This window comes from Embleya sp. NBC_00888 (genome assembly GCF_045207655.1).
GTDB lineage: Bacteria > Actinomycetota > Actinomycetes > Streptomycetales > Streptomycetaceae > Embleya.
This window is the reverse complement of the sequence record NZ_CP108784.1, coordinates 2,200,344-2,216,891: the sequence shown is the minus strand read 5'-3', so window position 1 is coordinate 2,216,891 and position 16,548 is coordinate 2,200,344. Positions and strand designations below refer to the sequence as shown.

At 71.6% G+C, this 16,548-nt stretch carries 11 protein-coding genes; 5 read left to right on the top strand and 6 right to left on the bottom strand.

Translation table 11 applies throughout. The features are described 5' to 3' along the window. The first annotated feature begins 104 nt into the window (after window positions 1-104). Window positions 105-2,396 (top strand): ATP-dependent RecD-like DNA helicase, encoded by a 2,292-nt coding sequence (locus tag OG948_RS08715; RefSeq protein WP_406295192.1) that lies wholly within the window; start codon window positions 105-107, stop codon window positions 2,394-2,396. Window positions 2,397-2,484: 88 nt separating this feature from the next. On the opposite strand, the gene pssA is transcribed toward OG948_RS08715, so the two are convergent. From pssA to OG948_RS08695, 4 genes are all read right to left on the bottom strand, one after another. Further along, window positions 2,485-3,333: a CDP-diacylglycerol--serine O-phosphatidyltransferase gene (pssA, locus tag OG948_RS08710; protein WP_395869092.1), complete on the bottom strand. Its 849-nt coding sequence runs from the start codon at window positions 3,331-3,333 to the stop codon at window positions 2,485-2,487. Further along, window positions 3,320-3,985: a phosphatidylserine decarboxylase gene (locus OG948_RS08705; RefSeq protein ID WP_406300211.1), complete on the bottom strand. Its 666-nt coding sequence runs from the start codon at window positions 3,983-3,985 to the stop codon at window positions 3,320-3,322. The genes pssA and OG948_RS08705 overlap by 14 nt, the downstream gene beginning before the upstream one ends. 394 nt (window positions 3,986-4,379) lie before the next feature. Then, complete coding sequence (locus OG948_RS08700) at window positions 4,380-6,080, bottom strand: amidohydrolase family protein (RefSeq protein WP_406295190.1); 1,701 nt, start codon at window positions 6,078-6,080, stop codon at window positions 4,380-4,382. 388 nt (window positions 6,081-6,468) lie between these two features. Beyond that, window positions 6,469-7,356, bottom strand: a complete 888-nt coding sequence (locus tag OG948_RS08695; protein ID WP_406295188.1) for an NAD(P)-dependent oxidoreductase — start codon at window positions 7,354-7,356, stop codon at window positions 6,469-6,471. A gap of 256 nt (window positions 7,357-7,612) precedes the next feature. Here OG948_RS08695 and OG948_RS08690 point away from each other — a divergent pair, with 256 nt between their 5' ends. Both OG948_RS08690 and OG948_RS08685 read left to right on the top strand, forming a co-directional pair. Continuing rightward, the gene (locus tag OG948_RS08690) at window positions 7,613-8,107 is read left to right on the top strand and encodes a hypothetical protein (protein ID WP_406295186.1); all 495 of its coding nucleotides are present in this window, start codon (window positions 7,613-7,615) and stop codon (window positions 8,105-8,107) included. Window positions 8,108-8,309: 202 nt separating this feature from the next. Further along, window positions 8,310-9,455, top strand: a complete 1,146-nt coding sequence (locus OG948_RS08685) for a hypothetical protein (RefSeq protein ID WP_406295184.1) — start codon at window positions 8,310-8,312, stop codon at window positions 9,453-9,455. 40 nt (window positions 9,456-9,495) lie between these two features. On the opposite strand, the gene OG948_RS08680 is transcribed toward OG948_RS08685, so the two are convergent. Both OG948_RS08680 and OG948_RS08675 read right to left on the bottom strand, forming a co-directional pair. Next, complete coding sequence (locus OG948_RS08680) at window positions 9,496-10,758, bottom strand: phytanoyl-CoA dioxygenase family protein (protein WP_406295183.1); 1,263 nt, start codon at window positions 10,756-10,758, stop codon at window positions 9,496-9,498. A gap of 112 nt (window positions 10,759-10,870) precedes the next feature. Beyond that, window positions 10,871-14,383 (bottom strand): ATP-binding protein, encoded by a 3,513-nt coding sequence (locus OG948_RS08675; protein ID WP_406295181.1) that lies wholly within the window; start codon window positions 14,381-14,383, stop codon window positions 10,871-10,873. A gap of 323 nt (window positions 14,384-14,706) precedes the next feature. On the opposite strand from OG948_RS08675, the gene OG948_RS08670 reads away from it, so the two are divergent. Beyond that, window positions 14,707-15,585 (top strand): alpha/beta hydrolase, encoded by an 879-nt coding sequence (locus OG948_RS08670; RefSeq protein ID WP_406295180.1) that lies wholly within the window; start codon window positions 14,707-14,709, stop codon window positions 15,583-15,585. Between the two features lie 180 nt (window positions 15,586-15,765). Continuing rightward, the gene (locus OG948_RS08665) at window positions 15,766-16,440 is read left to right on the top strand and encodes a peptidyl-tRNA hydrolase (RefSeq protein ID WP_406295178.1); all 675 of its coding nucleotides are present in this window, start codon (window positions 15,766-15,768) and stop codon (window positions 16,438-16,440) included. The last annotated feature ends 108 nt before the right edge of the window (window positions 16,441-16,548 follow it).

Below are 16,548 nucleotides of genomic sequence, written 5' to 3'. Positions count from 1 at the left end.
CCCGGAACGTACCGCCGTTATGTGACACAGTCAATGGTGTCGACGAGCATAAAGAGAACGTGTTCTAGTTCTGCTGTCACCCCGGTTGGCTAGTCTCGGGCGCTATGACAGGCACGTTGCCGGGCATGCCGCCCGGGGCCGATGGCGGGGCCGATGGCGGGGCCGATGGCGGGGCCGATGGCGGGGCCGGGGGAGGGGCCGTTCTCGAAGCCGTCCTGGAGCGCATCACCTACCAGAACGACGAGAACGGCTGGACCGTCGCCCGGGTGGACACCGGCCGGCACGGCACCGAACTGCTCACCGTGGTCGGCGCGCTGCTCGGCGCCCAACCGGGCGAGTCGATCCGGATGCGCGGCCGCTGGGGCAGCCACCCGCAGTTCGGCAAGCAGTTCCAGGTCGATTCGTTCAGCACCGTGCTGCCGGCCACCGTGCAGGGCATCCGGCGCTACCTCGGCTCGGGACTGATCAAGGGCATCGGCCCCAAGACCGCCGACCGGATCGTCGAGCACTTCGGCGTGCGCTCGCTCGACGTGATCGACGAGGACGCCACGCAACTCATCCAGGTGCCCGGCCTGGGCCCCAAGCGGACCAAGCTGATCGCCGCCGCGTGGGAGGAGCAGAAGGCGATCAAGGAGGTGATGGTCTTCCTCCAGGGCATCGGCATCTCCACCTCACCCGCCGTGCGCATCTTCAAGGAGTACGGCGACGCGTCGATCACCGTCGTGCGCACCGAGCCGTACCGGCTGGCCGCCGACGTGTGGGGGATCGGCTTCAAGACCGCCGACGCGATCGCCAAGGCCGTCGGGATACCGCACGACGCGCCGCAGCGGATCAAGGCCGGATTGCAGTACACGCTGTCCGAGGGATCGGACAGCGGGCACTGCTACCTGCCCGCCGACGTCCTGGTGGCCGAGGCGGTGAAGATCCTGGACGTGCCCTCCGATCTCGTGGTGCGCTGTCTGAACGAGTTGGTGGGCGAGGACGGGGTGGTGTGCGAGGAACTGCCCGGGCCGGTCACCGTCTCCGGGACCCAGGGCGATCCCGTCCAGGCGGTCTACCTGGTGCCCTTCCACCGCGCCGAACTCTCGCTCGCGGGCCGGGTGCGCGCCCTCCTGGGCGCCCGTGAGGACCGGCTGGCCGCATTCGCCGAACTGGACTGGACCCGGGCGCTGGCCTGGCTGCGCGCCCGCACCGGCACCGCGCTGGCGGCCGAACAGGAACAGGCCGTCCGGCTCGCGCTGACCAGCAAGGTCGCGGTGCTCACCGGGGGCCCCGGCTGCGGCAAGAGCTTCACCGTGCGCTCCGTGGTCGAACTCGCCCGTGCGCGCGGGGCCAAGGTGATCCTGGCCGCGCCCACCGGCCGGGCGGCCAAGCGGTTGGCCGAGCTGACGGGGTGTGAGGCAGCCACCGTGCACCGCCTGTTGCAGCTCCAGCCGGGCGGCAACGCGGCCTACGACCAGGACAAGCCGCTGGACGCGGACCTGGTCGTGGTCGACGAGGCCTCGATGCTCGACCTGCTGCTGGCCAACAAGCTGATCAAGGCGATACCGACCGGCGCGCACGTGCTGTTCGTCGGCGACGTCGACCAGTTGCCGAGCGTGGGAGCCGGCGAGGTGCTGCGCGACCTGCTTGCCGCCGAGCGGGTGCCCCGGGTCCGGCTGACGCAGATCTTCCGCCAGGCCCAGCAGTCCGGCGTGGTGACCAACGCGCACCGGATCAACGCCGGCCGCCCGCCGATCACCGACGGCCTGACCGACTTCTTCCTCTTCCCCGCCGAGGAGACCGAGGACGCGGCCGGCCTCACCGTGGACGTGGTGGCCCGCCGCATCCCGCGAAAATTCGGCCTGGACCCGCGCCGCGACATCCAGGTGCTCGCCCCGATGCACCGCGGCCCGGCCGGCGCCGGCGCGCTCAACCTGCTGCTCCAGCAGGCCCTGACCCCCGCCCGCGAGGGCCTGCCGGAGAAGCGCTTCGGCGGGCGCACCTTCCGGGTCGGCGACAAGGTCACCCAGATCCGCAACAACTACGACAAGGGCGCGAACGGCGTCTTCAACGGCACCGGCGGGGTGGTGATCGCACTCTCCCCCGAGGAACAGAAGCTCGTGGTGCGCACCGAGGAGGACGAGGAGGTCGACTACGACTTCGCCGAACTCGACGAGCTGTCGCACGCGTACGCGGTCACCATCCACCGCTCGCAGGGCAGCGAGTATCCGGCGGTGGTGGTCCCGGTCACCATGGGTGCCTGGATGATGCTCCAGCGCAATCTGCTCTACACCGCGATCACCCGCGCCAAGCAACTCGTGGTCCTGGTCGGATCGCGGCGGGCGCTCGGCCAGGCGGTGCGTACCGTCTCGGCGGGCAAACGGTTCACCGGGCTGGCGCACCGGCTGAGATAGCACCGCCCGGGGCGGGACCGCCGGCCGACAACGCGAAGCGCCGCCACCCCGGAGGGTGACGGCGCTTCGCGTTCTGCGTCCGGTACGGCTAGCGGATCATCCGCAAGCCGATGCGCTCGACGCCCTTGCGGGCCATCGCCATCGCGGGGACGAGCAGCGCCAGGGTGACCTGGGTGGTGGCGCCCATGTTGAGCATCCACTCGCTGCCCGGCGCGTCGGCGGCCCAGGCGATCAGGCAGCTCATGCTCAGACCGATGCCGGCCATCACCAGGATCGCCATGTTGCCCTGCGGCTTCGGGTACTCGATCCGGCTCACCATCAACCCGGACACGGCCACGATCAGCACCGCGGCGGGCGTGAACGGCAGGTCGAGCAGCACGATCGAGACGACCGTCATCGCGGCCATCGGGATGGGCATGCCCTGGAACACCCCGGGACGCCCCGGAGTGGTCGCGAATCTCGCCAGCCGCAGTACACCCGCGATCAGCACCGACAGCGCCACCAGGACGGCGGCGGGCGCCTGCCCGGTGTTCAACGGCACGGCCGCCCAGGTGACCACGAAGAACGCCGGTGCGACGCCGAACGTGATCACGTCCGCGAGGTTGTCCAACTGCGCGCCGAGCGAGGACATCCGCAGCTTGCGCGCCACCATGCCGTCGCACAGGTCGCACAGCGCGCCGATCAGCATCAGCACCACGGCCGCGGCCATGCTGCGCTCGGCCGACACGCCGACGTCGCCGCCGCGCTGCGCCATGACCGAACAGGCGAGGAAGTAGATCGCCATGAAGCCGCTCGCCGCGTTACCCAGCGTGAGTACGTCCGCGACCGAGATCCGCGCGGACAGGCACGCCTGCGGATCGTCCTCGACCGGGGTGCCCAGAATGTTCAGTTCGGGGGCTTCCAGGTCGGCCGTATCGTCGTAATCAGTCCCGGTCAAGACGTGTCTCTCCCGCCGTTGTCCGTTGTCCCACGGTCACCGCGGGCTCGATGCCCGGCGGCAGGTACACGTCCACGCGCGAACCGAACCGGATCAACCCGATCCGGTCGCCGCAGGCGACCTCGGTACCCGGCTCCAGGTACGGCACGATCCGGCGCGCCACGGTGCCGGCGATCTGCACCAGCTCCACGTCGCCGATCGCGGTGTCGAAGATCCACACAACGCGTTCGTTGTGCTCGCTTTCCTTGTTGAACGCCGGGACGTACCCGCCGGCCTTGTGCTCCACGGACTTCACGACGCCGTCGAGCGGCGCACGGTTCACGTGCACGTTCAACGGACTCATGAACGTCGCGATCCGAGTGCGGCCGTCGGGCCAGGCGTCGATGCTCTGGACCACACCATCGGCCGAGGCGATCACGCCGTCGGTCGGGATGGTGCGCTCCGGGTCACGGAAGAACCACAGCATGCCACCGGTGAGCGCCAGCGTCGGCACGGCCGCGAAGGCCCAGCGCCGGTTACGCAGTGCTGCCAAGCCGGTCAACGCGCCGGTCACAGCCGTCGGCACGAGCCAGGGAGAAGCTCCCTTGGCCAGGCGCGGCTGCTGCCTCTGCGCGTACCCCGCCGATGCCGGCGAGGGGGAATCGTCACTCATCGAGAACCTTTGTCGGGGGGCGTGCCCGTCGGTAACGGGCGGCACTCGGCGGATGCTACCTAGACGGAGGGCCATCGCGCTTCCGGCGGTGATCGCTCCTGGCGTGCCGGTCCCGCCCAAAACAGCGCAATTCGGACGCTGTTCGAGCTTTTTTCGGCCGTGGAAGCGGTTGCCCGTGTCCACAAGGTTGCCCTCCGCGCATGCCTGCTGTGAAGAGGCCCCAGGTCCGCGCCCCGTACGCGGTCCGTGGCATCGATCACGTTGGCCGTAGCGTCCCGTCGGCTCGTGTCGCATGACACCGCCTAGGGCGGATCGTCACAAAAACGTGACACGGCGGTGGGTCGGTGAACCCACCGCCGTACCTCAAGGGTAAGCGCGCTTGTGTGACGTTCCGTCAGTCGGGCAGCGAAACGAGCCTCACCATCGTGCCCGGCCGCTCTCCGGTGGGCTCGGTGTCGAGCACGGTGGGCACCCCGCGCACGATGGTGGCCCGTACGCCGGCCGGCCCCCGGGTGAACCGCCACGACCCGTCCGGGTTGTCGTAGCGCTTCTCCTCGGGTCGCACCTCGATCTCGTCGAGCGCGAACACCACCAGGTCGCCGGCCAGGCCCGGTGCGATCACGCCCCGGTCGCCCAGGCCGAAGAAGCCCGCGAGCTTGCCGGTCAGGTTGTGGACCGCCTCCTCGACCCGCATCAGGCCGGTGTCGCGCACGTACCGGGTGAGCAGGTACACGTTCTCGCCCGAACCGCAGAAGAGCTGCAGGTGCGCGCCGGAGTCGTTGATGTTGGTCAGCGTGTGCGGCTCGTTGAACAGGCCGGCCACGACCGGCTCGTCGAACGCGTCGGGGATGCCGCGCAGGCAGGACAGGATGCCGTTGTTGCCGATCCAGGTGGCCAATGCGTCGGAGATGTGCAGTCCCTCCCGGTCCGCGTACTCCTTGAGCGAGATGTCCAGCGGGCCGTGGCCGGTCTCGGAGATCGCGAGGATCAGCGACTCGGGGCGGTCCAGTCGAGATGTCGACGACGAGACCCGGTTGTCCCAGTCCTCGCGGGCCTGCGCCCGCCACTGCGGATCGGCCAGCGTGGCGAGCTTGGTCTCGGCCGGACCGTTGATCCAGTGGTTCCAGGCGGCCACCCGCTGGAAGGTGAGCGCGCGCTCGAAGTTGAAGAACGGCTCCAGCGGCTTATGCGGGACATTGGGCCAGAAGTCGACGCCGTCCGCGCGCAGCCGGCGATGCAGCGCGATGGTCTGTTCCCGCAGGTAGTCCTCACGAACGGTGGATGGGATGGCGGTCCACTGGGCGCGGATTCCGCGCGGCTTGCAGATTCGGGCGAATCGCTCCACATCGGCGTCGATGCTCTCCGGCTCGTTGAACCGGGTGATCATCTGGAGCGTCGCGCCGGGATGCCGGGCGAGTACGTCGGCGAGCGCCTCGAACTCGTCGTCCGCGGCCAACCGGGTCGGTACCGGCCCGAGGTAGCGGTCCTTGTCGAACACATTGGTCGACAAACCGATTGCTCCATGAGTCAACGACTCGTCGAGCAGTGCGGCCATCTCGGCGATCTCCTCCGACGTCGCCGCGCGCGACCAGGACGCCTCGGCGCCCATCACCGTGGTGCGCAGGGTCAGGTGCCCGACGAACCCGGCCACGTTGACCGCGACGGCCTGACCCTTGACCGCGCTGCTGTACTCCGGCCAGCGCTCCCACGTCCACGGAACCTTGTCCTGGAAGGCGGAGAGCGGGAGGTCCTCGAGGAAGCAGAACAGGTCGAGTACGGGTCCGCGCGCGCTCTCCCGCAGGGGTGCGACGGACATGCCGCAGTTGCCGAAGACGACCGTGGTGGTGCCGTAGGCGGGCAGCGGGTCCAGGTCCGGGTTCCACCACATGGCGCCGTCGACGTGCGTGTGGGCCTCGATGAAGCCGGGGGCGACGTAGGCGCCGGCGGCCTCGACGACGCGCTCGGTGCCGCCGTTCGGGGCCAGGTCGGGGGCGACCTCGACGATCACCCCGTCCGCGATCCGCACGTCGGCTCGGATCGGGGCCGCCCCCGTTCCGTCCACGACGGTTCCTCCGCGTACCAGCAGATCGGCCATGGGCTGTTCTCCCTATTACTTGTGCCGGAATCACGAATGCCGGATCGGTGCCGCCGATTCCGGGCGGGAACGTGCCGGCGGCGAGTCTCGGGGACGGGCGCGCTCCTCGGGATTTACGTTACGTGTTGTAACTTAACCTGGTGAACTATTCAAGGGGAGTGTCGGGTTGGTAGGGGGCCGGCCCGGGCCCGGGCGTGAGGGTGGGAGCCGGAGTCGGCCGGGGCGCGCTCGGCCGGGCATGACGAAGCCCGATCCCGCCGGGTGACCGGAGCGCGGTGGGATCGGGCGTGGTGGATCGGGCGTGTCGGGCCGGGCGTGTCGGCCGGGCGTGGTGGGTGTCCCGGGGCCGTGGCGACCGGCCCGCCGGGCCCGCCGGTGCCGTGTCGGGTCAGGCGCGGGGGATCGGGCGGCGGATGCTCTCGAAGATCCGGGCGAAGCCGTCCTTGCCGTGGCCGGCCGCCACCTGGCGGTCGATCAGGGTCTGCACGGCGGCGACCACATCGGTGCCGACGCCCTGGTCGCGGGCGGCCTCGGCGATGGCGTCGACGGCCGCCTTGTTGAAGTCCAGGCTCTGTACCTCGGCGGTGTAGTCGCCGCTGTCGTAGTACTCGGCGTGGTACGGCAGGGCCGAGAGCATCGCGTCGATCCAGGGTCCGGCCATCGCCACGAACTCGGCCGCCGGAACGCCCTCGCTCGCCAGCATCGCGGCGCCCTGCGCGACGCCGGCGAACATCGAGTACATCGACCCCAGCAGGGCCAGGTCGTACAGCGACGCCAGGCCCGCGTCGGTGCCGAACCAGCGAGCACCGCCGAGCAGTTCCAGCAGCTCGCGGTGGGTGTCGAAGGCCGCCCGAGAGCCGCTGTACAGCAGTGACGCGACCGGCAGACCGATCATCTCCGGGGTCGCCATGATCGCGCCGTCGAGGTACTCGATGCCGTGCTCGACGGCCCAGTCCGAGGTCTGTCGGGCCTGCTTCGGGGTCACCGTGGTCACGTTGACCACCAGCCGGCCGGCCAGCGCGTCGACGAGCGGGGTCAGCGTGCCGCGTACCGACTCGTCGTCGAGCAGGCACACCACGACCACCGGCGACGCCTCGACGGCGGCGACCGGGTCGGCGGCGAGGGCGACGCCCTTGGCGACCAGGGAATCGGCCCGGCCGGCGGTGCGGTTCCAGATGGTGGTGGGGTGGCCGCCCCGGTGGATCGTGTCGGCGATCGCCCGACCCATCGTGCCCAGGCCGAGGACGGTCACGGGGATCCGGTGCTGCTCGCTCACGGGGTTTCTCCAAGCTTCGGTGGGGTGGGGCAGGCGTGGTGTCCGCCGCTGACACCATGCTTGATCGGCACACTCCTTCCTACAAGTACCTACTAATAAGTCAGGTACTGTCATATAGGTAAGTATCCAGCTCGGACGCCGAATCGAGAGCCCGGCGGCCCAGCCGTGCGTTTAGCCGGCCCGATACGCGGACATTCGTGCTGTTCGTACGCGGGTGTCCGAGTCGACCCCCGCGACCCACGCGAGGAGCGACGACATGGCGAGCAAGTACGTCCGTACCGTCGGCGCGCTGTCGATCGCCGCCGCGCTGGCCCTGACCTCGGCGGCGTGCGGCGAGGACAACGACGGCAGCGGAGATGGCAAGTCGGTGCCCACGGCGGCGATCTCTTCGGCGCTGAACTCGGCGGGCTCGGAGGCGAAGGACGCGGTGTCCTCGGCGAGCGCCGCGGCGGCCTCGAAGCTGAAGGAGATCAAGGGTGGCCTGAACGCGACGGCGGACGCCTCGGTCGGGTCGATCCGGGCCGACGGCGACCGCACCGTCGCCGAGGTCACCGTCGTCAACAACACCTCCAAGAACGCCGACTACACGCTCACGGTGGAGTTCCGCGACGCGGGCGGCAAGCTCCTGGACATGACCGTGATGAACATCAACGACGTCGAGGCGGGTACGCAGGCCAAGGGCACCGCGAAGAGCAACCGGAAGCTGACCGACGCGAACAAGGCGGAGATCGGCTACGCGGTCCGGCACTGATCCGGGGGCGGCGACGAGGTTCCCGGCCGCACGCGCGGGCGGCGCGGCGGCCGACCGGACGGCGGGGACGTCGACGAATTCGTGAGCCGACTCACCACCGGCCGGAGCCGAATCGGGGGATCTCCCCACGTCCTGGGAACCCCGATCCGCATTTCGCCCGCCCGCCTTTCCCCGTCCATCCGGGCCCGGCACAATCGCCGCCATGGCGATCATCGAGACCCGCAGTCCCGCACGCGTGCGGCTCAAGGCCGCCGTGTCCGGATTCCTGTCCGGCGGGGTGATCGGCGTCGCGCTGGCCTGCTTCGTGGTCGGGGCGATTCTCGAGCGTTGGCTCGTGGCGGCGATCGGCGTGGCGCTGTTCGTGCTCAACGTGATCGTCGTCTCCGTCGCGGGTCGGGTCCACCGGGCACGGAACCCGCGCACGCCGGCCCGGACCGCGCTGGCCGTGATCGAGAGTCGCCGGGCGATCAGCGGCGAGTCGGCCAACGTGCCGGTCGAGTTCGTGCTGACGGTGGCACCGGACGAGCGGTCGGCGTACCGGGTCGAGATACGCCAGGACATCAACCTGGTCGACATCCCCGACTACCGGCCCCGCGATGTCGTGGTGGTGCGGTACCGCCCCGACGAGCCGTGGGACGTCGAGATCGTCACCGAGCCGACCGAGGCGTGGGCACGCCGGGCGGCGACCGAATCGGTGGACTCGGCCCCGGAGTCCGCGTTGCTCGCCGGCCCCAAGGACGAGGGCTCGTTCTGCCTGCTCGGCACGCTGGGCCTGCTGCTGGGCGCGGCGCTCGTGGTCCTGCCGTTCCGCGCGGACCTGCTCGCCGCGGTCGACGACGAGTCCACGACGACGTCCTCCTCGTCCTCCTCGTCCTCCTCGTCCTCCTCGTCCGCCACGACGACGACCACGACCGACGGCTTCTCGTGGCCGACGACCTCGACGACGACCTCGACGGTCAGCGGGACGGCGAGTTCGGAGGCGATGCTGAGCGACGGCGAGATGCGGCGCGCGGCCGGATCGCTGATCACGGGGATGCGCACGAGCAGCGCCGCCGAACTGACCATCGAGGAACACGTCATGGCGGTACGCGGCATCCTGGGCACCCCGGCCGCGCCCGGGACGGCGATCGACCTGAACGCAGTCCCCTATGAACGCCTGCCCGGGCTGGTCCGCGTGGCCCAGACCAAACTCGGCATCACCGATCCCATCTCCTGGCGCATCACCTTCGATCCCGCCCCGAAGACCGGCGTACTCACCATCCACGTCTCGGTCACCGACGCCGAGGGCGCCAAGGCATCCCTGGAAGCCGACGCCCAGGCCAGGATCACCGCCCGCCACCCCCGCTGACCGCCGCCCGGCCCGCGCCGCCCGCGAGCCCGTGCGCGGGCTACATCCGGGACATGGTCAGCAGGTCGCCGCTGCCGTAGCCGGGGATCACCTGTTCGTAGGTTTCGTAGGGGTTGGTGACGTCGAAGATGCGCGGGTTGTCGAACTGGACGTAGAGGGTGCGGCGGCGGGCCGTGCCGGTGGCGGCGGGGCCCGCGTGCATGCCGCAGCCCATGTGCACGGTCACGTCGCCCGGTTCGGTGGTGATACCGACCACCGGCAGGTTCTCCCACTGGGCCGGCGTGTACCGCTCGTGCGCGACCGTGCCCCAGGAGCCGGCCAGCGCGTACAACTGCGAACTGTCCTGGCTCACCGCGTCCAGGCGGATGCCCACGTGCACCCGTGGACAGGTGACCGGACAACCGCCGAGCGCGCAGTCCTTGTGCCAGGGCAGGTCCGGGATGGACAGCGGTTCGGGCGCGGTGCCGAACTCCTTGAGAACCGCGATCTGTCCGGAGTCGCGGTCGGTCACCGCGACCACGTCCTGGCCCGCCAGGCCGCACAACATGCGCACCGTCGGGTCGTCGGCCAGCGCGGCGATCCGCGGCGAGCGCATGCCCAGATAGGTCAACCGGTACGGCGAGCGCAGGCCGTTGGGGCCGTCCGCCCACAGCGACCCGCGGTCGCCCTCGCGGCACAGGCCCCGGATCCGGTCCACCTCGCCCGCCAACTCCTCGACCCGGTCCGCGTCGAAGACCTGACGCACCACCAGGTAGCCGGTGGCGCGCAGGAAGTGCGCCATGTCGTCCGGCTCGTCCCGAGTGGTGAAGTCGCGGTGCAGGTCGATCGGACGATCGGCGAGGTCGCGCAGGTCCAACGTCTCGGGGTGATAGATCGGGGTGCCGGAGTACATGCAGCGGATGGCCGGCTCCCATACGTCCCAGTCGGCGAACTCGCCGCGCACGAACCGCACCGCGTGCGACTCGACCAGCCCCCGACTGGTGCGCAGTTCGTAGAGGTAGTCCTGCCACGCGCCGGATTCGAGCTCGACCACCAACTCGGCGTCCGCGCTCACCCCGGGCACGATCCGCACCTCGCCGCGATCCTCGACATAGCTGTATGCCTGGCCGTCGGGCATGCACAGCGCGATCGGGGCCCGGCCGGCCACGTCCCACGCGACCCGCTCGCCGAGACCGCCCTCCAGGCGGCGTGGCAACTCCACACGATGGAACGACTCGAAGCACACGACAGGCCAACCCAACACACTGAACGTGCCGCGGTCGGCGTCGTGCGCCACCGCCGATCCGGCGCCCGAAATCCCCATTGCCCCGTCCTCCCCGTTCCGCACCCGGCACACCGGCCGGGTCGTCACCAACGGTAGGCAAACAGCGTCAGAACAGCGTCAGAGCAGCGCGAAAGCGCAAGGTGACAGCCAGTCAGCGAAGCGGGGAGGCGCCGGTGTCCAACGGCTCACCGAGCAATCGCACGGCGTCCCCGAGCGTTCGCTCAGCGTGCCCGGGCAGCCCCAGTTCGACGCATCGGGCGTACGCGGCCTCGAACTGCGCGCGGGCCGCCACCCCGTCGCCGACGATCGCGGCCAGCCCGCCGAGCACCCGGCGCACCGGGCCGAGCGAGGAGCCGGTCCAGTCCAGATGCTCAGCGTACGGGCTCAGCGCCTCGCTCACGAGCAGCCCGCGTTCCACATCGCCCAGTTCGATCGCGACCTCGCCCAGCCGCATCAGCGACCCGGTCCACAACAGGTCCACCGGTATCGTCGCGAAGCCCGGCACACACAACGTGTGGAACTCCTCGCGCGCCGACTTCGGATCGGCCGACGCGGACGCCGCCCAGCACGCCTGCACCCGCCACCACGACACGTCCCGCGACCACCCGGCGGCCACCCCGGTCCGGCGCGCCATCATGCCCAACCGGCCCTGCTCCCAGCGCACCGCCAGGATCTGCGACAGGTTGAACGAGCGCACCGCCTCGCGCGGCAGCGCCGACCGCCGGGCCAGCCGCAGCGCGTCGGCCAGCACGTCGCTCGCCCGCGCGGTCCGCCCGCGCAGCAACTCCAGGCCACAGCGGTAGATCAGCACCTCCCACGTGAACCACGGGTGCCGCAACCGCCGGGCCACCCGCTGCGCCTGCGCGTACTCGCGCTCGGCGGCCGGGATCGACCCGCGCACCACCAGGTCGTAGGCCTGGTTCAAGTGGCTGCGGAACAGCGACTCCTGATCCCCGGTCAGCCCGGAGAGCACGGTCAACTCGCTGCTCATCCGCAGCCGCTCGTCGACCAGGTCCGGCCCGGACGCGGCCAGGTGATGCGCCTCCAGACCCTGCGCCAGCGCGTCGTGCGAGCCCGATTCACGGGCCGCGTCCAGCGCCTCGTAGAGCATGGTCAGCCGGGCCTCGCGATCGTGCCCGAAGGTGAGCGCCACCGCGAGCGCGGCCAGCAGCAGCGAGCGCAGCGCGTTGTCGGCGGGCAGCCCGGACGCGATCGGCAGCGCCGCCAGCGCCTCGCGCAACAGCGCGACCAACTCCAGGTCCACGCCCACCTGGTAGACCTGCCCGAGGCGGACCATGGCCAGCGCGACCCGGCCCAGCCGGCGCGGATCGACCAGCGCGCGGGCCTCCTCCGCGGCCCGACGCAGCACCTCCCGGCAGCGCCGATCGCCGCACCGATCCAGCGCCGCGCCGCGCGAGAGCAGCAGGTCGCAGCGGGTCTCCGGGGCCGGCTCGCTCACCATCGGCAGCACCTCCAGGGCCTGCCGGTAGTGCTCGGCGGCGACCTCGAACGCGCCGCCGTCGCGCGCCTCGTCGCCCGCGCGCCACGCGTAGTCCAAGGCGCGCCGGGCCTCGCCGAACCGGCAGGCCAGCCGGAAGTGGTGGGCCAACTCCGGCAGATGCGCGTCCCGGTCGCCGCGGGCCTCCAGGGCCAGACCGACCTTGCGGTGCAGTTGCAGCCGACGCGCGGTGGGCAACTCCTGGTAGAGCGTCGAGCGCACCAGGGCGTGGACGAACGTGAAGCGGCCCGGACGATCGGTCTCCTCGGCGCGCACCACGTGGGCGCGCTCCGCGTCGTCGAGGGCGTCCACGACGGTGTCGAATCCGCCCGGATGCACCGCCGCGACCAGGTCGATGTCGAAGGCCGGGCCGACCACGGCGGCCACGGTGAGCGCCTCCAGGGTGGACTGCGGCAGGCCCAGGAGCCGCTGGCGGAGCACGTTGCGCACCCGGCGCGGGACGTCCGCGGGCACGCTCTTGCCCAGTGCCGACCAGTCGCTGACATCCGCCCACTGGCGCAGCAACTCGGTGGCCAGCAGCGGATTGCCGTCGCTGAGCTCGCGCAGCACGTGCGCCCGCACACCCTCGGCGCGCGGCGGCAGCGGGCCGGCCAGCACGTGCGCGAGTTCGACCAGGGCCGCCACGTCCAGGCCACCCAGCGGCACGTGCACGGGGTGCAGGTCGCGGTAGAGGTCGGCGATCAGCCGGGTCATCGGATGCACCGAGCCGAGTCCGGTGTCGCGGTAGGCGATCACCATCACCGCGCGGGTGCCGACCAGGGCCCGCGCCACGTGCCGCAGCATCAGCATGGTCGAGGTCGAGGACCAGTGCACGTCGTCGAGCAGCAGCACCAGATCGCGCTCGGTCGCCGCGTGCCGGAACACCCCGGCCACCGCCTCGAACAGCCGATAGCGCTCGGTGTCCGAGTCGGGTGGGCCCTGAGGCTGGATCAGGCCGGCCGGCTCCAACGGCAGTTCGGGCAGGAGCCGGTGCAACTCGCCGCCCAGGTCACCGACCCGCTCGCGCAACTCCTCGGCCGCGACCTCGGCGAGGTGCGCGCGCAACATCGTCACGAACGGTTGGAACGGCGCGGCCACGCCCTCGTCGCTGCGCCCGGTCAGCACCAGCGCGTCGCGGCCGGCCCGGGTGGCGAACTCGCTCAACAGAAACGACTTGCCGATCCCGGCGTCGCCGCTGACGAGCAGTACGCGCGAGCCGACCTCGGCCCGCACGGACTCCTCCAGCAGGCGCAGCTCGGCCGAGCGGCCCACGATCGGCCCCGGCGCTCCGTGCGGGAACACGTCGTGCGCCGAGCGGGTGGGGGCCGGGGCGGGCGGCGCGTCCCCGCCGGGCGTGGGCGACGCGAAGCGCGCGGCGGGCGCGGGCACCGGCAGCGGTTGCGGCGTGGCGTCGCCGAGCAGGCGCAGGAAGGCCGACTCGGTCTCCGGCGACGGCCCCACCCCCAACTCGGTGTTCAGCAGCCGTCGACATCGTTCGTACGCGCGCAGCGCCGCCGCCCGGTCGCCGCCGGCCGCGTGCGCGGTCATCAGCAGGCGGTGGCTGCTCTCCCGGAAGGGATCCAGGTCGACGAGTTGGGCGGCCCGGGTCACCGCCGCGTCGGCCCGGCCCAGGTGCAGTTCGGTGGTCACCGACACGGCGAGCGCGCGCAGCCGGGCCGAGCGCCAGCGGGTGCGCCGCTCGTTGACCCAGTCGCCGTCCTGTCCGGGCAGGAACGGCAGGGCCAGGATCTCGTGCGCGTCGTGGGCCCGGGACCGGGCCTGCGCGAACGCGCCGTGCACGGCGAGCGCCTCGGCCTCGATCAGCGCGCTCTCGGCCGCCTCCACGTCGACCTCGGTGCCCTCGGGCAGGGACAGTACGTAGCAGCCGGCCCGGTGGCGCAGCACCGAGGACGCGTCGTACCCGGCCTGGCCCAGGAAGCCGCGGACCCGGCTGAGCACACCGCGCAGCGCGCCCTCCCACGACTTGGGCGCCTGCTCCGGCCACAACAGCGCGGCCAACTCCTCGCGCGGCACCGGATGCCGGCGGCCCAGGGCCAGCGCGGCGAATACGAGTTGGGCCTGCGGTCCGCCCAGGAGATCCTCCGCGGCGCGGCCCGCGGGGCCGTCTACGCAGACATGGCCGAGAACACGTACCCGGACCACCATGTGACGGACCCCCCTCCTGCTGTCGTCTTCGCGACAACCGATTCCCCGGCGCCTGTCCGGGAGCGGTTCGAAGGACCCCGCGCGCCACATGGTACGAACCGAACGGTGCACCCGGCGGCCAATTGCGCCGGCCCCATGTCACAACCCGGCGAATCGCTTGATCCGTACCCGGGTTTGCCGGAGGCTTCCAGCCTCACGGGACTTCTCGCGCGCCGATCGGGGCGGCCGATCCTCCCGGGGGCGTGGGTGATCCGGTATCGGGGCACCCGTCAGGTGGGCATCGGGCGCTTGGGCACCCGGATTTCGGTTGGGGAGGAGCACGAATGAGCCTGGACGGTTGGAACCTGCCGCCGGTGCGCGAGGGGCGGGCCGCGTCGGACGAACTGGACGCGCGGCGGCGCGGCACGGCGGCGTATCGGCAGGACCCGGAGCCCGGGGTGACGGTGCGTCAGGAGTTGGTGGGCGGCGTGCCGTGCACGTTCCTGGAGGTGCCCGATCCGGCGCTGACGCTGCTCTACTTCCATGGCGGCGGCTACCGGATGGGCGACGCCGCGGGTTGGTTGGGCTTCGGTTCGCGGATCGCGCTGGCGGCGCGGGCCAGGGTGGTACTGGTGGAATACCGGCTCGCGCCGGAGGATCCGTTTCCGGCCGCGCTGCACGACGTGGCGGGCGTGTACGACGCGATCGTGGCGGCGGGCGAGGACGGCGACCTCGCCCCGTTCGTGGGCGGCGACTCGGCGGGCGGCGGGCTCGCGGCGGCGCTGACGGTCGCGGCCCGGGGCGCCCCGGTGCCGCTGCCGTCCGGCATGGTCCTGCTGTCCCCGTGGTTGGACCTGACCGTGACGAAGCCCACGTACGACTCGAACGCGTCCACCGACCAACTGATCTCGAAGAAGTCGCTGCGCGAGGCCGCCGAGATCTACCTGCAACTGCACGATCCGGGAGACCCGTTGGCGTCCCCGCTGTTCGCCGACCTGTCCGGGCTCCCGCCGGTACTGCTCCTGGCCTCGTGCCACGAGGCGCTGCTCGGCGACGCCACCGCCTTCGCCGGCAGGGCGGCCACGGCCGGCGTCCCGGTCCAGGCCCACCTGGTCCCCGACGTCCCGCACGCCTGGCCCGCCATCGACCCGACCATGCCCGAATCCCAGGAGGCCATCGGCACCATCGCCCGCTTCCTCACCACCAGAGCCCTCGAAGCCTGACGCAACCCACAGGCCTCGGGGCGCCACCAGCCGGCCCCGAGGCCGGTGGAACCCAACCATCCGCACCCAACGCAACGGGTGGGCGGGCGGGCAAAAAAGACCCGACGCAACCAACCCGCACCGGCAACCCGTCCACGAGACTCGGGACTCCCAACGAGGCCATGTGGCCACGAGCAAGGCATGATCGACCCCGTGAGCACCATCGAATACGTCCTCCCCCTCGTGGCGCACATCGAGAAGGACGACCCGCCGGCCCGAACCGACGCCCTCGAGGCCGCCGCGCGAGCGGTCCTGGTCCTGTTGGCCGACCCGAGGTCGACCGACCCCGAAGGCGAGTGGCACGACGTGGTCGAGGCATGGCAGGGCCACCGCATCCGCAAGGTGGTTCGGCGGGCCCGGGGCGGCGAGTGGCGGCGGGCGAACACGCTGCCGGGGATCACGGTGGCCCGGCGTACGGCGGAGGTTCGGGTGTACCCGCCGATCCCGCTGGACGCGTGGCCCAAGGACCTGGCCAAGTTGCAGGTCTCCGGCACCGACCTGGACGAGCCCGCCGCGCCGCCGCCCGCCGCGCCCGGGCAGCCGATGTTGTGGCTGAACCCGGCACTGGAGATGACCGCCGGCAAGGCCATGGCGCAGGTGGGGCACGGCAGTCACCTCGCGTGGCTGGCCCTGGACCCGGCCGGGCGCAAGGAGTGGGCGGCGCGCGACTTCGACCTCGCGGTGCGGACCGCGGACCCGGCCGCGTGGCCCGCGTTGACCACGAGCGGTCGGCCGGTCGTTCGGGACGCGGGCTTCACCGAGATCGCGCCGGGCTCGTGCACGGTGGTCGCGGACGTGCCGTGGCCGCTGCGCTGAGCCGCGCGTCGTGCGTGCGTCGGGCGGCGCGTGCCGACGTGTAGTCGAATGTGACGTTGCGTCATCGCGTGTAGCGATGGAGTGGGGGACGCTACTCCGAGGCGGCGT